This is a genomic window from Sunxiuqinia indica, assembly GCF_009847015.1.
Taxonomy (GTDB): domain Bacteria; phylum Bacteroidota; class Bacteroidia; order Bacteroidales; family Prolixibacteraceae; genus Sunxiuqinia; species Sunxiuqinia indica.
Window position 1 is genome coordinate 1 of record NZ_WVEM01000002.1, and the last position, 21,399, is coordinate 21,399.

At 43.4% G+C, this 21,399-nt stretch carries 16 protein-coding genes; 10 read left to right on the plus strand and 6 right to left on the minus strand.

The features are described from left to right. Positions 1-1,282: 1,282 nt before the first annotated feature. Both GR929_RS03300 and GR929_RS03305 read left to right on the plus strand, forming a co-directional pair. A complete protein-coding gene (locus tag GR929_RS03300; protein ID WP_159517513.1) occupies positions 1,283-1,534 on the plus strand; it encodes a hypothetical protein in 252 nt (83 codons plus the stop codon). Between the two features lie 5 nt (positions 1,535-1,539). Then, positions 1,540-1,755, plus strand: a complete 216-nt coding sequence (locus GR929_RS03305) for a CCE_0567 family metalloprotein (RefSeq protein WP_201300890.1) — start codon at positions 1,540-1,542, stop codon at positions 1,753-1,755. 76 nt (positions 1,756-1,831) lie between these two features. Here the strand turns inward: GR929_RS03305 and gltX are convergent, their stop codons facing one another. Then, positions 1,832-3,355, minus strand: a complete 1,524-nt coding sequence (gene gltX / locus GR929_RS03310; RefSeq protein WP_159517514.1) for a glutamate--tRNA ligase — start codon at positions 3,353-3,355, stop codon at positions 1,832-1,834. Positions 3,356-3,696: 341 nt separating this feature from the next. Here gltX and GR929_RS03315 point away from each other — a divergent pair, with 341 nt between their 5' ends. The 4 genes from GR929_RS03315 to GR929_RS03330 all read left to right on the plus strand — a co-directional run bounded on the left by GR929_RS03315 (position 3,697) and on the right by GR929_RS03330 (position 10,579). Then, on the plus strand, positions 3,697-5,847 hold the full coding sequence (locus GR929_RS03315; RefSeq protein WP_159517515.1) for a S46 family peptidase: 2,151 nt from the start codon (positions 3,697-3,699) through the stop codon (positions 5,845-5,847). Between the two features lie 85 nt (positions 5,848-5,932). Next, a complete protein-coding gene (rnhA, locus tag GR929_RS03320) occupies positions 5,933-6,403 on the plus strand; it encodes a ribonuclease HI (protein ID WP_159517516.1) in 471 nt (156 codons plus the stop codon). A 57-nt stretch (positions 6,404-6,460) separates the two neighbouring features. After that, entirely contained in the window at positions 6,461-7,699 is a 1,239-nt protein-coding gene (locus GR929_RS03325) for a 3-deoxy-D-manno-octulosonic acid transferase (RefSeq protein ID WP_201300891.1), read from the plus strand. A gap of 318 nt (positions 7,700-8,017) precedes the next feature. Continuing rightward, positions 8,018-10,579: an adenosylcobalamin-dependent ribonucleoside-diphosphate reductase gene (locus tag GR929_RS03330; protein WP_159517517.1), complete on the plus strand. Its 2,562-nt coding sequence runs from the start codon at positions 8,018-8,020 to the stop codon at positions 10,577-10,579. A gap of 254 nt (positions 10,580-10,833) precedes the next feature. On the opposite strand, the gene GR929_RS03335 is transcribed toward GR929_RS03330, so the two are convergent. Further along, positions 10,834-12,114, minus strand: coding sequence for an efflux RND transporter periplasmic adaptor subunit (locus tag GR929_RS03335; protein WP_159517518.1), 1,281 nt, complete (start codon positions 12,112-12,114; stop codon positions 10,834-10,836). A 138-nt stretch (positions 12,115-12,252) separates the two neighbouring features. Then, positions 12,253-13,500, minus strand: coding sequence for an aspartate kinase (locus tag GR929_RS03340; protein ID WP_159517519.1), 1,248 nt, complete (start codon positions 13,498-13,500; stop codon positions 12,253-12,255). Between the two features lie 366 nt (positions 13,501-13,866). Between GR929_RS03340 and GR929_RS03345 the strand changes: the two genes are divergently transcribed. Together GR929_RS03345 and GR929_RS03350 are read left to right on the plus strand one after the other, a co-directional pair. Next, a complete protein-coding gene (locus tag GR929_RS03345) occupies positions 13,867-14,208 on the plus strand; it encodes a hypothetical protein (RefSeq protein ID WP_159517520.1) in 342 nt (113 codons plus the stop codon). Between the two features lie 55 nt (positions 14,209-14,263). Then, positions 14,264-15,733: a TrkH family potassium uptake protein gene (locus tag GR929_RS03350; protein WP_159517521.1), complete on the plus strand. Its 1,470-nt coding sequence runs from the start codon at positions 14,264-14,266 to the stop codon at positions 15,731-15,733. 1 nt (position 15,734) lies between these two features. Here the strand turns inward: GR929_RS03350 and GR929_RS03355 are convergent, their stop codons facing one another. Then, the gene (locus GR929_RS03355; RefSeq protein WP_159517522.1) at positions 15,735-16,439 is read right to left on the minus strand and encodes a queuosine precursor transporter; all 705 of its coding nucleotides are present in this window, start codon (positions 16,437-16,439) and stop codon (positions 15,735-15,737) included. Between the two features lie 71 nt (positions 16,440-16,510). Then, complete coding sequence (gene pgeF, locus GR929_RS03360) at positions 16,511-17,227, minus strand: peptidoglycan editing factor PgeF (RefSeq protein ID WP_159517523.1); 717 nt, start codon at positions 17,225-17,227, stop codon at positions 16,511-16,513. Between the two features lie 221 nt (positions 17,228-17,448). On the opposite strand from pgeF, the gene GR929_RS03365 reads away from it, so the two are divergent. Together GR929_RS03365 and GR929_RS03370 are read left to right on the plus strand one after the other, a co-directional pair. After that, positions 17,449-18,147, plus strand: a complete 699-nt coding sequence (locus tag GR929_RS03365; RefSeq protein ID WP_159517524.1) for a basic secretory protein-like protein — start codon at positions 17,449-17,451, stop codon at positions 18,145-18,147. Between the two features lie 54 nt (positions 18,148-18,201). Then, positions 18,202-20,547: a GH92 family glycosyl hydrolase gene (locus GR929_RS03370; protein ID WP_159517525.1), complete on the plus strand. Its 2,346-nt coding sequence runs from the start codon at positions 18,202-18,204 to the stop codon at positions 20,545-20,547. Positions 20,548-20,657: 110 nt separating this feature from the next. Here GR929_RS03370 and GR929_RS03375 read toward each other — a convergent pair whose 3' ends face one another. Next, positions 20,658-21,332 (minus strand): Crp/Fnr family transcriptional regulator, encoded by a 675-nt coding sequence (locus GR929_RS03375; RefSeq protein WP_159517526.1) that lies wholly within the window; start codon positions 21,330-21,332, stop codon positions 20,658-20,660. Between the last annotated feature and the right edge of the window lie 67 nt (positions 21,333-21,399).

The window sequence follows — 21,399 nt, forward strand, 5'->3', positions numbered from 1 at the left end:
TTAGGTGTTTATATGCCTTCATCTTTTTTATGGTTTGCTTACCTTGAAGATGAAGGTTTTTTTATCCAAAATTGGTACTTCTCATTTGCGAAAATTTGACACTTTAAAGTTGCTGATTACATTCGGTCAATATTGGAGCAATCCGCTGAAAGATCCTGAAACGAGTTCAGGAAGACGAGTCTTCCATTGGGACATTTAAGTCCCCCGCTTCGCCGACAGGCGAAAAGGCGATGGCCCGTCAAAGTAGCCCGGGCCGGTGGTGGAGGGAAGAATTTTTGGCGGGTATCCCGGGTAGTGCGCCGGAAAGAAAAAATCCTGACGCGCGTGGAAGGATAACTTTGACTTGATTTTTTTTGAATACTTTTTGGTATCAGGACAAAAAAGTATTTGGGGTTTGGGGCAACGCCTCAACACAAGCAAGGAGAACAAGATATTAGATTTTAGATCCAAGAATAAAGAACCAAGAACCAGGACGGTGAAGATAGCAGCAATCTGTTTCGGTCAATATTGGAGCAATCCGCTGAAAGATCCTGAAACGAGTTCAGGAAGACGAGTCTTCCATTGGGACATTTAAGTCCCCCGCTTCGCCGGCAGGCGAAAAGCCCGGCCTACGAGGGTTTTGAACTGGAAAACAAGGGAGGGAAACAGCGATGGCACTCGCTAAGAAAACCTTGTTTGACGACTGCAAGGAGGAGTTTGGTTTTCGGGAAGTGACTGACCCGTAGTTTTCATCCGTTTATATTTTTTATTTTCAATGGTAACGTATGGAACTCCCGATGAAATTTAATCATGCTTGTTTGTGAAATATCGCAGATTAAATTTCATGTTCGTTTCGTTCAAAAGCATCGTCAGCCTTGACTTTTTTTCCTGGTTTTTGTGTCAAGACAAAAATCAGGTCCCGTCTGGAAAGACAACTTTGACTTGATCTTTTTTGAATACTTTTTGGTATCAGGACAAAAAAGTATTTGGGGTTTGGGGCAACGCCTCAACGCAAGCAAGGAGAACAAGATATTAGACTTTAGATCCAAGAATAAAGAACCAAGAGGGTGAAGATAGCAGCAATCATCTGAAGGGGGAGTCAGAACAAATACAAGACACATCCTTTATCCATTTTGTCCTGCAAGTCGGTTTATCGATTCCCACATTTTTGTCGATTTTGTCTTTGATATCCTACATTTTCGTGCGATTATAGAAATCGGCCAGCTCGTTTTCAGCAACTTACTCTTTTTGCATCATTTTTGGTATGCAACGATCGATTGTAAACTGCCAAAAATTGATTGATATGGAATTGAAACAGACTTGGGAAAAGGTATTGGAATATGCCACCATGCCTTTACACGGTACATTGTCGCGCAAGCAACGAAAAGGAGTCAAACTACAGATTAATGAAGGCGTGATTTATGAGAACGCGACCATTTTTCTGGAAGAGTCTGTGGTTTGGGTGTCGGAATCGACCGACGGAAAAATATGCAACACCTACTACGACTGGAATAAAATAGCATCGATAAAAACGATTAGTTCCGACGAAAAGTAAAACCAATGCCTATGAGTCCCGAGGAAATTGCCGAACTGGAAAAGCTGGTCAACAAACTGAAGTTTCGGGCCAGCCAAAAAGCCAGCGATCTTCACGACTTAATTGAAGATCGTTTGCTAACTGATTTTGAAGAGATCCCGGCTTATGCCGAAGCAACGTATGCTGCTTGTCATGAATGGAGTGAAAAGCGTAAAGAGTTGCTAAAAGTGAAAAGTGCATAATTGAACTTTTCGATCATCAAAACCCGGGATCGCCATCCCGGGTTTTATTTTCTTCCCGACATTCAAACAGCCGATTTCAGAGCGTTTCAATAGCTCGCTCAATTCGCTGAATGGTTTCGTTTTGTCCAATAATTTCGCAAATATCAAACAGGTCGGCTCCGGCACTGGTGCCTACTAAAGCCAATCGAACAGGCACCATCACCATACCAAATCCCCAGCCTTTATCGTTCATAAAGTTAGAGAACTCCTCTTTAATTGAAGCGGCTTCCCATACTTCAACGCCTTTAAAAAGCTGAATAATTTCCTGCAACTTCTCGGGCGTGTCGGCCTTCCATTTTTTCTTCACCGTTTTCTCGTCATAGCTTTCCGGAGCTACAAAAAAGTAGTTTCCCTGCTCCCACAAGTCGGCAACAAATTCACAACGCTCCTTTACCAGGCCAACCACTTTTAAAATAGTTTCATCCGGCACGTCAACGCCTTTTTCTTTCAATATCGGTTTGAATGCTTCAGCCAATTGCGTATCCTCTTTTTGCTGAAAATAATGGCGGTTGAACCATTTGGCTTTCTCCGGATCAAAACGAGCACCGGCTTTCACCACCCGCTCCAGGCTAAAATCCTGAATCAATTCGTCCATGCTGAAAAACTCCTGCTCCGTTCCGGCATTCCAACCCAGTAAGGCCAGCAAATTCACAAAGGCCTCAGGGAAATAGCCATCCTCGCGGTACCCACGTGCAACATCACCCGACTTCGGATCGGTCCATTGCAAAGGAAATACCGGGAACCCCATTTTGTCGCCATCGCGCTTGCTCAATTTCCCTTTTCCGGTAGGTTTCAGAATTAATGGCAAGTGTGCAAACTGAGGACGATTCTCATCCCAGCCAAATGCTTCGTACAGCAGAATATGTAAGGGCATCGAAGGCAACCACTCTTCACCACGAATCACATGACTAATCTGCATCAAATGGTCGTCGACTACGTTCGCCAAATGATAAGTCGGCATGCCATCGGCTTTAAACAGCACTTTATCGTCCAGCTGGTTGGTATTGAATTTAACCTCACCACGAATCAGGTCTTTTTCAACAACATCTGTATTTTCGGGCATTTTAAACCGAATGATGTATGGTTCTCCCGAAGCAATCTGCTGCTGCACTTTTTCGGCTGATAGCGTCAGGGAATTGTTCAGCTGGCCGCGTGTATGCAAGTCGTACGAAAAAACCTCCTTTTTAGCCTCGGCTGCTGTCCGCAGTTGGTTCAACTCTTCCGGCGTATCAAAGGCATAATAAGCATGTCCGCTTTCTACCAATTGTTCTGCATATTGGCGGTACATGGCTTTTCGCTCGCTCTGGCGATAGGGGCCAAACTCGCCTCCAATTCCCGGGCCTTCCACCGGATTTAACCCACACCATTGCAGGGCTTCTAAAATATAATCTTCGGCGCCCGGCACATAGCGGGTTTGATCGGTATCTTCAATCCGCAGCAAAAAATCGCCACCATGCTTTTTCGCAAATAAGTAATTAAATAAAGCTGTTCGGACACCTCCCATATGAAGAGGACCGGTTGGACTTGGGGCAAAGCGCACCCTTACTTTTTTGGCATTCATTCGTTTATTATTTCAATGTTGTCAAGCAATATTCCGATTGCTTCGAATATTCAGTTCAAAAAAAATCACTGCAAAGATAGAGAAATTTACACCCGGCGAAAATCAAGCGACCACCTGAAATTTAAGGGCCATCGGGAACCACTCAATTCGGCTGGTTGTGGTCAGGCTAATTTCAAGTCAATAAAAATAGCCGCGTTTATGTAATGAAAACGGCCTTTGGACAACCTATTGCTTGAATAAAAATCACATGGACTGTAAAAAAACATTTGCTGTAAAAAACAGAACTGTATCTTTGTGACCTTCTATTTGTGGACTTAAAATTTTGAATTAACTGATATCGAATGAAGAGGATTAATGTTGTACTTCTTGGCCTTTGCCTGCTCTTTCAGCATGCAGCAATAGCCGACGAAGGAATGTGGTTGCCATCGCTTATTCAGAAACTGAACATTGGCGAGATGCAAAAGATGGGATTGGAATTAAGTGCTGAAGATATTTATTCAATCAATCAATCAAGTTTAAAAGATGCCGTTGTTGCCTTGGATCGTGGTTCCTGCACCGGAGAGATTATCTCTGCTGAGGGGCTCTTGCTAACCAATCATCATTGCGGATTTGGAGAAATACAGGAGCACAGCTCGGTTGAACACGATTACCTGCGCGATGGCTTTTGGGCGAAAACAAAGGAAGAAGAGCTGCCCAACCCCGGTAAAACAGCTTCTTTTTTAGTTCGGGTTGAAGATGTAACTGATTCGGTTCTTGTGGATGTAACCGACGATATGAACTTTGATGAGCGCAATGCACAAATCCAGAAGAATTCGTTCACCATCCAGAAAGATGCCATTGAAGACACCCACTATGATGCAAAAGTTCAGGCGCTGTTTAAAGGAAACCGATACTATTTATTTGTTTACGAAACTTTTCGCGACGTCCGCCTGGTCGGAGCTCCACCAAAATCGATCGGCAAGTTTGGTGGCGACACCGACAACTGGATGTGGCCTCGCCATACGGGCGACTTCAGTATGTTTAGAGTATACTGCGGACCAGATGGAAAGCCGGCCAGCTATTCGGAAGACAATATTCCCTATCAACCCAAAAAACACCTGAAGATTTCATTGAAAGGATATGAAGAAGGCGATTTCGCCATGGTGATGGGCTATCCGGGAAGCACCAATCGTTACAAATCTTCATTTGGTGTTCAATACACCATGGAGGGAACCAACCAGGCTCGTATTGATGCCCGTGGCGAAAAGCTGGAGATTTTGAATGGTTACATGAACACCAGTCAGAAAGCAACTATTCAATATGCATCAAAATATGCCCGCAGCTCGAACTACTATAAGTACAGCATTGGGCAAAACAAAGGCTTGAAAGCCTTAGATGTTATTGAGAATAAACAGGCGATTGAAAAAGAATTCACAAACTGGGTAAATGCCAACGACGAACGCCAGGCTAAATATGGCAAAGCCCTGGATTTGATTGAAGAAAGCTACAAAGATACACGAGACGAAAAAGCCTATGAATACCTGGTGGAAACCATGGTTCGAGGTCCGGAGATCTTTTTCTTCAGCTATGGAGCCAAAGGGCTTTTCCAAGCCCTTAAGAGCGACAAAACAGACCGGATCGAAGCAAGCGTGCAGCAAATCCGCTCGGAGCTCGATGAGTTTTACAAGGATTATGATGCCAAAACCGATGAGAGAATTACTGCTGAGTTACTGAAGGTATACGATAACAATGTGATTCCGGCATACCGGCCTCCGTTCCTCGATAAAATTCATTCGAAATATAAAGGCGATTATCAGGAATTTGCTTCTGATATGTTTGACAAAACCATTTTTGCCGACCGAAGCGAGCTGGAAGAGTTTCTGGACAACCCGAAGCTCAAAACATTAAAAAAGGACGACGCTTTTCAGGCTTCGTTGGAAGTGTTTGACATCATGTCCATCATCGGGGCGAAGATGAACATGACCGCAGATGGCCTGTTGACCGGAAGACGCTTGTTTGTTGCCGGATTGATGGAGATGTACAAGGACAAAAAGTTTTACCCGGATGCCAATTCAACCATGCGTTTAAGCTATGGAACCGTTGGCGATTATGTGCCTCGCGACGGAGTTCAATACAGTTACTACACCACTTTGAAGGGGTATATTGAAAAGGAAATCCCGGGTGATAATGAATTCGATGTTCCAGAGAAACTGAAAGAGCTATACTATGCCGGGGATTATGGACGCTATGCCGATGAGGATGGGACACTGCATACCTGCTTTATCACGAACAACGATATCACCGGAGGCAACTCAGGAAGCCCGGTGATGAATGCCCGCGGAGAGCTGATTGGTGTCGCCTTTGATGGAAACTGGGAGGCCATGAGCGGCGATCTGGCTTTTGAGCCGGAGCTCCAGAAATGTATTAATGTTGACATTCGCTTTGTGCTTTGGACAATCGACAAGTTTGCCGGTGCCACCAACCTGATCGAAGAAATGACCATCATTCAATAAAAAGTTTAATACCATATCAATTGAGGGTGACCGGAAAGTAGGGTCACCCTTTTCTATTTGTATATTTGCCCCAAATAATTGAATCATGACAAACTCACCACGCGTTACAATATACACTGATGGTGCGGCCAGAGGTAACCCCGGGCCGGGCGGTTACGGAGTAGTGATGCTGGCCGGACAGCATCGCAAAGAAATTTCGGAAGGCTTTGAATTGACAACCAACAACCGGATGGAGCTACTAGCCGTAATTGTAGCGCTGGAAGCTTTAAAATTTTCCAATTGCCAGGTGACCATTTACTCCGACTCCAAATATGTGGTGGATGCAGTCGAGAAAAAGTGGCTGTGGAGCTGGGTGAAAAAGCGTTTCAAGGGCAAGAAGAATGTCGATTTGTGGACTCGCTTCCTGAAAGTTTATCAGCTACACCAAGTCAGCTTTAAGTGGGTAAAGGGACATGCCAATATCCCAGAAAACGAGCGGTGCGATGAACTTGCCGTTGAAGCCTCGTTTGAGCCAAACCTGAAAAAAGATGTCGGGTATTTGCAAAGTCAAGCTTAAGCAATTCAAAACATAAACATTTCACTACTTTTGCTACCGAATTAAGTCAGCCAAACTATGGATTTTCTGTATCATCTTGGTATACGTTTTTATTTACTGGCCGTGAGGGTTTCAGCCTTGTTCAACGAAAAAGCCCGCTTGCTCCTTGACGGTCAAAAAGCGACTTTCCCATACCTAAACGAAAGGCTCGATCACAGCAAACCCATCATCTGGGTTCACTGTGCTTCGCTGGGTGAATTTGAACAGGGGCGGCCATTAATTGAGCAAATCAAAAAACAGCAGCCCAACTACCAGGTATTACTGAGCTTTTTTTCGCCCAGCGGATACGAAATAAGAAAGAATTATGAACAGGCTGACTACATCTGCTACCTCCCGATAGACACACCTAAAAATGCCCGCAGGTTCATTCAGATGGTGAAGCCCGAAAAGGTATTCTTTATTAAATATGAGTTTTGGTACAACTACATTCGGCTTCTCTCCCAACACCATATTCCACTTTATTTGGTTTCGGCCATTTTTCGCAAAGAACAGCTTTTTTTTAAAGATGGTATCGGGGCGAAGTGGTATCGGAAAACACTGAAAAAGATCAGTCATTTCTTTGTGCAAACCGAGGCCTCCGCAAAACTGCTTGCCGGTGTTGGGATAAAAAATTACACAATTACCGGAGATACCCGATTCGACCGGGTTGCAGAAATCGCGTCGAACAGCAAAACGCTTCCACTAATCGAGAAATTCAAAAACCAACAGAAACTAATTGTTGCCGGGAGCAGCTGGGCGCCCGACGAAGAACTCTTGATCGAATTCCTCAAACAAGACCACGATACAAAAATTATTTTTGCCCCCCACGAAGTCAGAGAAAGTAACATCAAAAGACTATTGGAGCTGTGCCCTGAAGATGCTATCCGATACACGCAGGCCGGAGAACAGGATATGGGCAAAGTGCGCATTCTGATAATTGATACCATTGGAATCCTGTCCAGCATTTATCGTTATGCTGATATTGCCTACATTGGCGGAGGGTTTGGAGTAGGCATTCACAATACGCTAGAGGCCGCCATTTACAACATTCCGGTAATTTTTGGACCCAATTACCTGAAATTTCAGGAAGCCGTCAATCTGAAAAAGGTTGGAGCAGCGTTCCCAATAAAAGAATCGGGCGAGCTAACCCAGCTTTTAAATCAACTGCTAAAAGATGAAAAATTGCGTCAGGAAATTGCAAAAAAGTGCCAGGTGTTTATGAATAAAAACCTGGGAGCGACACAAGTGGTTCTGGAAAAAGTTTTCAACATATATTAATTTTTGAAACCATTTTCAAGTCAAATCGTACCATGTTGTTTTGAATGCCAATCGTTTACATTTGGATAACTTTTAGCTCCCCTTTTTACATTCGTCTTCCGTTTTGGTAAACTTTTCTTAATTATCAAAAACATTAAATATTGATTTTCAAACAACTAACACATTTTGGTTGATAACTTTAAAGCCCGATCAAATAAATAGTATTCCATTTTCTTCATTTCAATGTTATATTGCATGGAGCAAAAACAGCGTAAAGGGATTTAACTTGTAATCAAGTTTACAATCAGTTAACAAAAACAGTATTTTAATTTTTGGTGTATGGCTTTCAAAAATGTGGCAGTTGAGCCCAAAACGGGCAAGAAAATTTTTTCCCAAGAGGAAGCGTACCAGGCAACATTAAATTATTTCAACGGAGATGATTTAGCAGCCCGGGTATGGATTAACAAATATGCGTTGAAAGATTCTTTCGGTAATATCTATGAAAAGAATCCAGATGAAATGCATATGCGCCTGGCAAAGGAAATTGCCAGAATCGAAAAGAAGTATGAAAACCCAATGTCTGAAAAACAGGTTTACGAGCTTCTGAAAGATTTTAAACATATCGTTCCCCAAGGTGGTCCAATGACGGGAATCGGTAACGACTATCAGATTGCTTCTCTTTCCAATTGCTTTGTTGTTGGAAATGAGGGCGACTCAGACTCTTATGGCGGTATCCTGAAAATTGATCAGGAACAAGTACAGCTGATGAAACGACGTGGCGGCGTTGGACACGATTTATCACACATTCGGCCAAAAGGTTCCCCCGTAAAAAACTCAGCCTTAACTTCTACCGGTATCGTTCCGTTTATGGAGCGCTATTCAAACTCAACACGAGAAGTCGCTCAGGATGGTCGTCGTGGTGCGTTGATGCTTTCTGTTTCTGTTAAACATCCCGACTCTGAAAGTTTTATTGATGCCAAGTTGGAGCAAGGGAAAGTTACCGGAGCAAATGTATCGGTAAAAATTCACGACGACTTTATGCAGTCGATCGAAAGTGGAGAACTTTACAGCCAGCAATATCCAATCGAATCTGAAAATCCGGTGTTTGTAAAGGAAACCAATGCGAACCAAATCTGGAAAAAGATTGTACACAACGCCTGGAAATCTGCCGAGCCGGGTATTCTCTTCTGGGATACCATTACGCGCGAATCAGTTCCTGATTGTTATGCCGATTTAGGCTACAAAACGGTTTCGACAAACCCATGTGGCGAAATTCCTCTTTGCCCATACGACAGCTGTCGTTTATTGGCAATCAATCTTTATTCGTATGTAGAAAACCCATTTACTCCAGAGGCGAAATTCAACTTCGAAAAGTTTAAAGAACATGTTGGCTATGCTCAGCGAATGATGGACGACATTATTGATTTGGAGCTGGAGAAAATTGACGGTATTATTGAAAAAATCAAAGCCGATCCCGAAGCCGAAGAAATCAAATACATTGAGCTCAAACTTTGGGAGAAAATTCAGAAAAAAGCGAAGGAAGGACGTCGTACCGGAGTTGGTATTACGGCAGAAGGCGACATGCTTGCCTCTTTAGGATTGCGCTACGGAACTGAAGACGCCACTGATTTTAGTGAAGAAATTCACAAGACACTGGCTGTTGAAGCTTACCGATCATCGGTTAATATTGCCAAGGAAAGAGGCTCATTTTCAATTTACGACAGTGAGCGTGAAAAGAACAACCCCATGATTCAGCGCATTCGGGAACAAGATGAAGCACTTTACGCGGACATGGTAAAATATGGGCGACGCAACATTGCCCTACTGACGATTGCACCAACAGGAACAACCAGCTTGATGACACAAACAACCTCTGGAATTGAGCCGGTGTTTATGCCTGTCTATAAACGTCGTCGTAAAGTAAATCCAAATGATAAAGAAGTCCGTGTAGATTTTGTTGACGAAGTGGGCGACAGTTGGGAAGAGTACATTGTCTTTCATCACAAATTTGTGACTTGGATGAAAGCCAATGGTTACGATACAACCAAGAAATACGAGCAAGAAGAGTTGGACGAATTGGTCGCTAAATCACCTTATTACAAAGCCACGTCAAACGATGTTGACTGGATGCGTAAAGTACACATGCAAGGTCGTATTCAAAAATGGGTTGACCATTCGATTAGTGTAACCATCAATTTACCAGCTGATGCTGAAGAAGAGTTGGTTGGAAAACTTTACTTCGAAGCATGGAAAAGCGGATGTAAAGGAGTTACCGTTTATCGTGACGGATCTCGCTCAGGTGTTCTGATTTCAAATAAAAAAGAAGATAAGAAAAAGGCAAAATTCTCCTCTTTCCCAACCAATCGGCCTGACGAACTTGAAGCTGATGTGGTGCGCTTCCAAAACAACAAAGACAAGTGGGTGGCATTTATTGGCTTGGTAGGCGATCTTCCATACGAAATTTTCACCGGGCTACAGGATGATGAAGATGGTATTTTATTACCTCGCTCGGTAACCAAAGGTAAAATCATCAAAAGCCGCGATGAAGCAGGAAACTCACGTTACGATTTCCAATACACCAACAAACGTGGCTATAAAACCACCATTGAAGGATTGTCGTACAAATTCAATCCGGTGTTCTGGAATTATGCGAAGTTGATTTCCGGAATTCTGCGTCACGGCATGTCAATTCATAAAGTAGTAGACACGGTAACCAGCCTGCAACTGGACAACGACACCATTAACAGCTGGAAAGCCGGTGTTGCGCGCGCGTTGAAAAAATACATACCAAACGGAACGGTTGCCGAAGGCACTGTTTGTGGCGAATGTGGATCAAATAACGTTATTTATCAGGAAGGGTGTTTAACCTGCCCTGACTGCGGTTCTTCCAAATGCGGATAACCGATTCAACCAATCAATAAAAAAATGAAGGCTTTCTCATTACGGGAAGGCCTTTGTTTTTTATCTGGTTTTGTTATTCAAACTCTTCTGGAAAGTTTTTTTATGAAAATTCCGTTGTTTCCAATGGAAGTCGAAAGTGATTGGAGATAATCGTATTCAACCGCATCCTTTTACAGAAAAGGGCGGAGATCAACTAAAAATACAATACTTTCTTGCTGTGCTCTTAAAATCGGGCTGAGTTTTTTTATGCAGAATTATTCTTTTGCTTCAAACAGTTCCTTTTCATCAACCGACTGTACCATCGCGCTATCTTTTAAGGTTCGGCTGACAATATTATAAGGCCCGGTTATTACTTCGTCTCCATCATTAACACCGTTCAAGATTTCGATATCCATATTATCCTGAATACCGGTTTCAACAACTTGCTTACGAGCCAAACCATCCTTCAAAAGAAAAACAATTTCTTCTTTTTCCTCCTCGGCGTTTTCTCCCGGTTTTTCACTTTCGACAACCCGGGTTGTTACGGCTTGAATGGGGATGGCGATTACCCCTCTGCGGGTCTCCGTCTGAATATCGACGGTAGCTGACATACCTGGGCGAAAGGGATAGACATTCATTGACGTGCTGTCGATTAAATCAGCATACGACTCTTGCAACAAAAGTACCTTCACGTTGAAATTGGTCACCTGATCGTTAGACGTTCCGACCGTGTTGGCCGAATTGGCAATTTCAGTAACAACGCCTTTAAATTTCCGGTTTAAATATGCGTCAACCTCAACCAAGGCTGTATCTCCCTTTACTACCTTCACAATATCGTTTTCGTTAACCTCTACCTTCACTTCCATTTTATTGAGGTTGGCAATCACCATCATTTCGGTTCCGGCGTACATGTTGGTTCCAACAACCCGTTCGCCCTGCTCAACGTTTAACCGGGAAATGGTTCCATCCATCGGCGAATAAATTTTGGTTTTTACCAACTGCTCTTTAGCCTCAGCTACCGATGCTTCAGCAGATTTTACTGAAAATTCAGCCGCACGAACCTCGGCCTGAGCAATTTTATGGGCAGCTTGAGCTGACTCAAATTCCGACTTTGGAATAGCCTCTTGTCCGAATAAGGTTTTGGATCGATCAAAAGAAAGTTCCTTTTCAATGAGCTGAGCTTCGGCCTGAGCCAAGCGCGCCTTTGATGAATTCAGGCTGGCCTCGGCACGATTCAACGCCTGAATATACATATCGGGCTTAATGATGACCAACAACTGTCCTTTCCGGATTTCATCACCCTCCTCAACATCCATCTGAATAATCTCACCCGAAACATCGGGACTAATTTTCACTTCTGTTTCCGGCTGTACTTTCCCGTTTGCAGTAATCAGCTCAACAATGGTTTTACTTTCAACTTTTTCTGTAGTTACCTTTATCTCAAAGTCTTTACCAATCCATCCTTTATTTTTAGCAACAATTAATACTATGATGATCAGGACTATAAATAAGATGATCAGAAATGGAAGTCGTTTGTTCTTTTTACTTTTTACCATGTTGTTGATTTTTGCTCGAAACCGATCGTTTTTTGGGATGTTTAAATTTACAATAAAATACATGTTTGCTACAAACAAAATAATATTATTGCAACAACCCATAATGGGAAATACCGTTTCGAAGGGCGACCCGGTTCTTTATTTCAGAACCAAACGGGCTGTTCGACGGCTTTTTTGTTCCAAAAACAATTGGCGGTTATTTTTCATTTTAATCAGCGCATCTTCATCATAAAAGCGGATGGTTGCCAAAATCAAGCCGGTATTGTATAGCACATCAAACTTTTTTCGTAATTCAACAACCAAGGTTTCCAAACCTACCTCAGGCTCATCAATACACAACGAAAGGTCGATTGCCGATTGCTGTATCAGGTTTACCTTGATGCGGCGCTTTTTAAACAGACTAAAAACCCCAGATAACTGATCAATACCAATAAATGAAAAGTCGGAAGGCGAAATGGTAACCAGTGCCTGATTTTTCTTCAGTATAAAAATCGGGACCAAATCCAGCTGGTGATCCACATCATGAATCATGGTTCCAGCCTGGTCAGGAAAATCGAATGGTCGAACCAGCAGCGGAATTTTTTTGTTGCGCAAGGGTTTGATCGTTTTCGGATGAATCACTTTGGCTCCGGAATAGGCCAACTCTATTGCTTCCCGGTACGAAAGCTCTTCCAGTTTTACCGTGTCTTCAAAATCAACCGGATCACCATTCAATACACCGGGGACATTTTTCCAGATGGTGACACTCTCTGCATTTAGCAGGTTACCCAAAATTGCAGCAGTGAAATCAGAACCCTCCCGACCCAGTGTGGTCGTTTGATTGGTATTGGTTGAACCTATAAATCCCTGCGTGACATACAAATCGGTATCGCGAAAATTAAAGCTGTTATTGATCAACATCTCCGACCATTTCCAATCAACAATTGCCTCGCGATGCGTTTCATCCGTTCGCAAACTTTGGCGGATATCCATCCATTGGCTTTTTAATCCCTGCTTGTTTAAGTAGGCAGAGATGATGGCCGTTGAAATCAGCTCGCCATAGCAAACCACCTGATCATACTCGTAGTCGAAGTTTAACGATGGATTCATGCTCAGGCGCTTTTTCAGATCTGCAAACAACACTTCAACCTGAACCAAGTCAGCATCAGTCAATCCAAGTCCGGTGGTAATACCGGCATGATAATTCCTGATGCGCTCCAAAATTAACTCCATGTTACTCGCTCTGTTGAAATAGCTTTTAACCAACTCCTCAAGTTCATTGGTTGTTTTCCCCATTGCTGAAACAACAATAACTTTTTTATCAGGAAATAAATCGATGATTGAAGTGGCGTTTTTGATAGCCTCTGTTGAGCTGACTGAGGCTCCACCAAATTTAAATATCTTCATACGGTTATACTTGTTTATTTTTTATGACATCATATTGAACTCGCATACAATCACCTTTCTCTGCGGCTGAGTTGTTTACAAGTTCGTTTCATAAATAACTGTTTTATTCTAAAGCTTAACGCTGTAAAAATAACTAGTTTTCTCAATCAAAAACCATTCTTTTTTTAAACTAACATATTTATTAAAACATGGCAAATAATGCATGGATAAATTAATCAATTTAGCGAATTCCTTCAATTGAGCCCCTGAATATTAATCAAGCCTTAATTTTGAAATGATCGATGAATAATTGCACGGCGGGTTGATCTCCATCTTTGTTTTATCGGTAGCTTTGCTGCGTGATTTATTAGAAAAATGCAGAGTGGTTTGAAATTACTTGTTACAATATTCTCCGTATTTGTCTTATTTCCTGCGCTGTTCTCATCGACGGGAGAACTATTGAACGCATATTCTTTGGACTCGAAAGACCAATCAATTTGCCTGGATGATATGCTGATTGGGGATATTCAAACTTGTTTCCAGTGGATTGAAAATGAAGAAGAAGACGGCGAAATTGACCGTCTGGATTTTCAGGGGAAGTTAAGTTATTCTGCAATCCCGTTCGATCCACAACATTCGAAATACAAGTTACACACAATTCGAATTTGCCTGCGCTACTCCAGATGGCTGCGCGAAATCGGCAACTTATCTCCTCCAATAAACGGATAAAATCAACAGCTTCTCCAGCTCGTATTTTTTTATTCATTTTCAATTGTAACTTATCATGAATTTTCAAAAGAGAAGTAACATCAATATACTTCTTGTTATTCATATCATTTCAATTATTCTTCTTTTCGAAGGGCTATTTATGATCCTTTCGCTGCTCATTTCATGGTACGATCATGAACCGGAACTGATGCGAGTACTTTACGCTGTACTGACAACATTTGGGGCAGGTGGTCTCCTCTATTTCGTTAGCTGGAATAGCAGGTTTGGCGAACCCGGCGTTCGTGAAGGACTCGTCATTGTTACATTTGGATGGATCTTTTTAGCTTTCTTCGGGAGTTTGCCTTATCTGTACACTCACACGATTCCTTCCTTTGCTGATGCCTGGTTTGAGAGCATGTCGGGTTTCACAACCACAGGTTCATCTATTTTAAACGATATTGAAGCCCTGCCACGAAGCATGCTCTTTTGGCGCAGTGAAACGCACTGGATAGGAGGAATGGGGATTATTGTGCTGGTAGTTGCCATTATGCCTTTACTGAAAATGTATGGAGGTCAGCTTTTTAACCTGGAAGCGTCGGTTGTTGTTGAAGAGAAGTTTTCAACTAAAATCAGGTATGTTGCCCGAAGCATCTGGATGATTTATGTCGGACTCACGGCTCTCGAGACTGTTTTATTGACCCTGGGAGGTATGAATCTTTTCGACAGTATTTGTCATTCGTTTGCCACGGTTGCCACTGGCGGATTCTCAACGAAGAATACCTCAATTTCCGACTACTCGCCGTACATTCAGTATGTTATTGCGGTCTTTATGCTTTTGTCCGGAATTAATTTTGTCCTGCATGTTTTAATTGCCAGTGGTAAATATAAAAAGGCTCTTCAAAACAACGAGCTCTGGTTTTACCTGAAAATGGTCTTTGCCGTTGGAGCGGTATTAACACTCATCCTGTTCTTTTCGAATGAAATTCCGTTTGAAAAAGCGTTCCGCGATTCTTATTTTCAAGTGATCTCGGTAATTACGGCAACCGGCTTTGCCACTGACGATTATCTGCTTTGGCCCACACAGGGTATTCTGATGATTGTTTTACTGATGTTGGTAGGTGCTTGCGCCGGATCAACCGGAGGTGGAGTAAAAGTCATCCGCCATTATATCAATTGGCAGGTTATCAAAAAAAGCATCAAGCAAACCATTTCACCCAATGCGGTATGCCATGTAAAATACAACAACCGCACCCTTTCTCCCAAGCAAGTTGGCGCAGTATCAAACTTCATCCTGCTGTATTACGGTATCGTTGTAGTAGGCACAATAACCATGATTGGCATTGGAAACGACTGGGGAACCTCGTTTGGTTCAATTGTAACGACGATGGGGGGAATTGGCCCCGGATTTGGTAAAGTAGGGCCGGCATCGAACTTCAGCATGCTCACTGATCCATCCAAATATTTGCTCACATTTACCATGTTGATTGGGCGGCTTGAAATCTTTCCGGTGCTCACCTTGTTTACACACTGGTTTTGGCGTACCTAGTTTACTTCACCACAAACCGATTGTTTTTATGGATATGCTTTGCCCAATAAACAAAGGGGGTGTCGGCAGCGGCAACAGCCCACTTTAACAGGTACGTTGTAATTAAGATCTCATAAAGTAAGGAAAGTTCAAAAACCCCGTAAAAGGCTATAAACGTGAAGACAATGCTATCCAGCAATTGCGAAACCATGGTACTCAAATTGTTTCGCAACCACAGTTGCCGATCAGAAGAAAACCGTTTTTTCCAAAAATGAAAAGCCCAGATATCATGCTGCTGAGAAACCAGGTAAGCAGCCAGACTGGCAATGGCAATACGCGGCATCAATTTAAAAATGGTGCTTAACGATTCATGAGTGGATGATGCAAACTCGTCGCCCTCCAACGGAAGAAAGTAAAGCGCCAGGTTCATCAGCAGCGTCATCGAAATAAGACTGAAAAAGCCAATCCAGACCGCTTTTTTTGCATCGGACTTTCCGTAGTTTTCGGATAAAATATCGGTTACTAAAAAAGAGCTGGCATAAACAATATTTCCCAAGGTGGCGACTAAGCCAAATAATTCTACTGTTTGAATCACCTGAATATTTGCAACAATTACCGAGATTGGAATCCACATGACCAATCCTCCTTTTCCAAACAATTTGTAGGCTCCAATAATCAGTAGGAAATTGGCCAACAACATGATTAGCCAAAGTAGTTCGTTTTGCATTTTTTTGTTTTTTTTAAGTGCAGGGTGATGCCACCTGCAAGGTTGATGAAAATTTTCCGGCGCAAATATACTTATTTCTGCAACATCAACCCACTCACCATTCTCCCGGTATCAGTACCATCGCGCCGCGCCGAATAGAAAAGCTGCTCGTGCGAAAAGGAGCAAAAACCCATTATTTCAATGTTTTCATCCAAAACCCCGGCAGCTAGTAGCAAGCTTTTATTGGCTCCCCACAAATCGAAATAAGCTTTCCCCTCTTCAATCGAGGGTTTCAACAGTTGCCGGTGATTGTCGAGACTTTCCCGAACCGCCTGAATCACGTCCTCCCCAACTTCATAGGCATGAAGATGAATGGAAGGCCCGATGCCTGCTAGAATATCCTCGGGCGCCGAGTCGAAATACAGCTGCATAGTATGAACCGTTTTAGATACAACCTGGGCAACCGTTCCTCTCCAACCTGCATGGACTGCTGCAATCACCCGTTGCACCGGATCAAACAGCAAAACAGGAACACAATCGGCGGATTGCACGCAAATACAAAGGTTGGGCTGGTTCGTCACCAGCGCGTCTGTGTCCGCAATACCTTCTGGCGCAGGTTCAGTCACTACTTCGATCTTGCTGCCATGCACCTGACGTGGAAACACCAACTGCGAAGGAAGAATCTTTAACCCAAGAGCCAGTTCCTCGCGAAACGACTGATAGACTTTGGGCTCATCGCCGGTGAACCGCGACTTTCCATCACCTCCCCAGCCCGTTCTCGTCGATGTAAAATGAACCAACCCCGGCACATCCAACAAATTGAACTGGTAAAACAGCTTTCCGTGAACTTCAAACTTTTTCATACTCCTGTTCCTTCCTAGAATCTCAACACGATTTTGAATCAGGTGTTCATTCCCATGAGCTATTTAGACAGGAAATCCGCATCAACGATATAAAAACCATTCACTGTGTGAGTAATTTCAGCGGAAAAATGGTACTACTCTTGTGATACCTAAATTAAAACTAAAAGATGAAGACATCATTTATTAAGCTTATCCTGCTATTTCTACTTGTGATTCCTTTCAGCGTATTTTCTCAGTCAAACACCAAAACCACTTATTTCGAGAAAGATTCCATCACCCAAAAGGGATTCACCCTCATTTATATCAACAAGTCAGAATCGTTTGATCCGGCAGTGGGACAAAAACTGAAAGACACATTCTTCACTGTTTATCCTCCAATGGTGAAAAACTACAACAAAAAATCGGTCAGGGAAGTCACCTTCGTGATTGACCCCGCATACGACGGCGTTGCAGCAACTTCGGCTGATCGGGTAGTTTATAATCCCGATTGGTTTAGAAGAAATCCCAATGATATTGATGTGGTGACCCATGAAGTGATGCACATTGTGCAGGCGTACGGACAAACCCCTGGTCCCTGGTGGGTTACTGAAGGTATTGCGGATTATGTGCGCTACAAATATGGCGTTGCTAACGAAGCAGGCAACTGGTCGCTGCCGGAGGTTAATGAAAAGCAGAACTACGATAACTCCTATCGCGTAACAGCCCGCTTTTTTGCATGGATCGTCAAGAACAAAAACAAAAAATTCATTGAGAAAATGGACAAGGCCATGCGCAGTCACCAATATACTGAAGATATTTGGGTGAAACTGACTGGGAAAAACCCAGCCGAATTATGGATGGAATATCTTGCCAATCCTGAGATTTAATTCAAATAGAAGCCCAACCAAATGCCCAAAATTCGACTTGCTAAATTAGACAGAATGAAAAGAACTTTTTTGCTCCTTTGTGTGCTCATAGGCGGACTTTCAATCGTCGAGGCCCAACCTGTGAAAGATTTGTGTGACTATGTCGATCCATTTATCGGCACGCAAGAAATGGGGCACACTTTTCCCGGTGCCACAGTACCTTTCGGCATGGTTCAGCTCAGTCCCGAAACCGACACCATTCCTTACAGCGTAAATGGTCGCTACAACGGTGAAGTGTATCGCTACTGTGCGGGCTACCAATATACAGACCCGACCATTACCGGTTTTGCCCACACGCATTTCAGTGGAACAGGGCACTCCGATTTGGGCGATTTTCTGATTATGCCGACAACCGGAAAACTGCGACTCAATCCCGGAACAGCCGAACAGCCTGAAAGTGGCTACCGCTCCCGGTTCAGCCACGAACACGAAAGTGCCAGCCCCGGATACTACCAGGTTTTACTGCAGGATTACGACATCATGGCTGAGTTGACCACAACCACGCATACCGGATTTCACCAATACTCGTTCCCGAAAACCGACACCGGACATATCATTTTGGATATGAACTACAACATCTACAACTACCCGGGCAAAGTCATCTGGGCATCGGTTCGGGTGGAGAATGACACGCTTGTAACCGGTTACCGAATCACGCGCGGATGGGCACGAAACCGGTACCTGTATTTTGCCATGAGCTTTTCGAAACCGATGAAAGAATACGGGATGAAAAGTGATGAAAAACTGCTCTACAAAGGTTTCTGGCGGAAGTTCGACGAGACTAAAAACTTTCCGCAAATGGAAGCCCGTGAGATGGTCAACTATTTCGATTTTGACGTAAGCGACGGGGAACCAGTGAAAATCAAATTTGCGCTGTCAGCAGTAAGCACCGAAGGCGCCTTGAGTAATTTGCGAGCTGAAATTCCAGACTGGGATTTCGAGAAAACGAAAGCTGAAGCCCGCCAGGCATGGGAAGAAGAACTGGAAAAAATTCAGATCCAGGCCGACCACGATAAGATGGTGGCTTTCTACACTTCCATGTACCACGCCTTCATCAACCCAATTACCTACAATGATGTAGATGGCAAATACCGTGGATTGGACGGGAATATATACCAGGCTGATGGCTTTACCAACTACACGGTGTTCTCACTTTGGGACACTTACCGGGCGCTGCATCCGCTTTTCACGATTCTTCAGCCCGAACGCGCCAACGACATGGTGGTGTCTATGATCAAACATTACGAGCAGAGTGCCCATCATCTGTTACCGGTTTGGTCACATTTCAACAACGAAAACTGGTGTATGATCGGCTACCACGCCGTACCAGTCATTGTCGACGCCTATATGAAAGGCATCCGGGACTACGATATCGACAAAGCTTTCGAAGCCGTAATCAAATCATCGACACACAAGAGTTACGATGGTATTGGGGAGTATATGGAGTATGGCTATGTGCCCTTCGACAAAGTGAACAACTCAGCATCACTAACCTTGGAGTATGCTTACGACGACTGGACTATTGCCAAATTTGCTCAGTCGCTCGGCAAAACAGACGAAGCTTCAGCCTACCTGAAACGTGCCCAATCCTATAAAGAGTTGTTCGATCCGGAAGTAGGCTTTATCCGGGCAAAGAACGCCGATGGTAGCTGGAAAGAAAACTTCAACGCGTTAAAAACAACCGGTGAAGGTTACATTGAAGGCAATGCCTGGAACTACTCACTATACGAGCCGCAGGATGTAGCCGGCTATATTCAGCTGCTGGGTGGCGAAAAGAAATTCATTTCGCGCCTGGATTCGCTTTTTGAAATGCATTTGCCGGATGAGTTTTTTGAGGAGTCGGAAGACATTGACCGGGTTGGTATTATTGGTGGTTATGTGCAGGGCAACGAACCCAGTCACCATGTGCCTTACTTGTACGCCTGGACCAGTACCCCCTGGAAAAGCGCGGAGAAAATTCATCACATCATCAACACCAAATATAATCCGGCACCGGATGGTTTGTGCGGCAATGATGACTGCGGACAAATGTCGGCCTGGTACCTATTCAGCAGCATGGGCTTCTATCCTGTTTGCCCGGGAAGCAATGAGTATGTAATTGGTAGCCCGTGTGTAAATGAAGCAGCAATTGAAGTTGGTGACGGCAAAAAATTCGTCATGAAAGCCAGCAACCTGAGCGATAAAAATATCTATATCAAATCGGTGACACTGAATGGCAAGCCTTATGACAAAAACTTCATCACCCACGACGATTTAATGAGTGGCGGGGAGCTGGTTTTCAACATGGCAGCCAAACCCAACAAGAAATGGGGAACAGCGAAAGACAGCAAACCGTATTCAATATCAACAAACGAATTTTAAATGATCTGAAACCTCCGTTGGGAGAGTATCGAATCCGGGCAGAAAGGCTTTATATCAAAAACACGTCATTCCCCTTACCCATGGTGTGTTTTTGGTGTAAACGTCTCCGTTTATCCTTTCAATAATTCGCTCATCTTTTGTTTGTCCATAATACGAACAGTGCGTCGTTGCACTTCAATGTAACCTTCCTGTACCAGCTCACCCAGAGCACGGGCCAGCGAAGGGCGGGTTACACCAAAGTACTCCGCCAATTGAACCTGTCCCATCGGTAACTCAACTACAGCTAACCGATCACCGGCTAAATCAAGCAAGTAGTGCCCAATCTTTTGCCTGATGGTTTTAAACGATAAAAACTTAATTCGTTGAGAAAGAAATTGCGCTCGCGACGAAATCGAGTTCAGGTAATTGGTCAGTATTTGTTGATCATTCTGAAGCATTTTCAGAAATTCGGGGCGTTCAATACTCAGTAAGCTTACTTCTCCATTAGCAATAACCGTTACCGGAAATCGGTTTTTTTGCCCAAATAAAAAAGCGGCAGCCAGTGGTCGTGGTGCTTCAATATCTTCAATTTTAATTGTCTTTCCCGAATAATCGGCCATTTCACCTTTCACACTCCCCTTCAATACAATGAATAAACGATTGCATTCGTCGCCAGCCTGCACAACCAAATCATCTTTTTCAAAACTTCGAACCTGATAATGCACATTCGACATTAAGGACGAAAGTTGGTCGGGGGTAAGCCCTTTAAAAACCGGAGAACGGCTTAACAATTCAAAATTCAGCATAAAAAAATGAGTTTGTAACATTTGATACAAGTCAGAAACCACCTGAACCCTATTTTTGTTTCAGAAA

What these genes read in the sequence shown, in the direction of transcription:
- GR929_RS03340 (WP_159517519.1), bottom strand. Translation starts at nt 13,500, where the DNA reads ATGAAGATATTTAAATTTGGTGGAGCCTCAGTCAGCTCAACAGAGGCT.
- GR929_RS03330 (WP_159517517.1), top strand. Translation starts at nt 8,018, where the DNA reads ATGGCTTTCAAAAATGTGGCAGTTGAGCCCAAAACGGGCAAGAAAATT.
- rnhA (WP_159517516.1), top strand. Translation starts at nt 5,933, where the DNA reads ATGACAAACTCACCACGCGTTACAATATACACTGATGGTGCGGCCAGA.
- GR929_RS03350 (WP_159517521.1), top strand. Translation starts at nt 14,264, where the DNA reads ATGAATTTTCAAAAGAGAAGTAACATCAATATACTTCTTGTTATTCAT.
- GR929_RS03335 (WP_159517518.1), bottom strand. Translation starts at nt 12,114, where the DNA reads ATGGTAAAAAGTAAAAAGAACAAACGACTTCCATTTCTGATCATCTTA.
- GR929_RS03300 (WP_159517513.1), top strand. Translation starts at nt 1,283, where the DNA reads ATGGAATTGAAACAGACTTGGGAAAAGGTATTGGAATATGCCACCATG.
- GR929_RS03305 (WP_201300890.1), top strand. Translation starts at nt 1,540, where the DNA reads ATGCCTATGAGTCCCGAGGAAATTGCCGAACTGGAAAAGCTGGTCAAC.
- GR929_RS03365 (WP_159517524.1), top strand. Translation starts at nt 17,449, where the DNA reads ATGAAGACATCATTTATTAAGCTTATCCTGCTATTTCTACTTGTGATT.
- GR929_RS03375 (WP_159517526.1), bottom strand. Translation starts at nt 21,332, where the DNA reads ATGCTGAATTTTGAATTGTTAAGCCGTTCTCCGGTTTTTAAAGGGCTT.
- gltX (WP_159517514.1), bottom strand. Translation starts at nt 3,355, where the DNA reads ATGAATGCCAAAAAAGTAAGGGTGCGCTTTGCCCCAAGTCCAACCGGT.
- GR929_RS03315 (WP_159517515.1), top strand. Translation starts at nt 3,697, where the DNA reads ATGAAGAGGATTAATGTTGTACTTCTTGGCCTTTGCCTGCTCTTTCAG.
- GR929_RS03355 (WP_159517522.1), bottom strand. Translation starts at nt 16,439, where the DNA reads ATGCAAAACGAACTACTTTGGCTAATCATGTTGTTGGCCAATTTCCTA.
- GR929_RS03370 (WP_159517525.1), top strand. Translation starts at nt 18,202, where the DNA reads ATGAAAAGAACTTTTTTGCTCCTTTGTGTGCTCATAGGCGGACTTTCA.
- GR929_RS03325 (WP_201300891.1), top strand. Translation starts at nt 6,461, where the DNA reads ATGGATTTTCTGTATCATCTTGGTATACGTTTTTATTTACTGGCCGTG.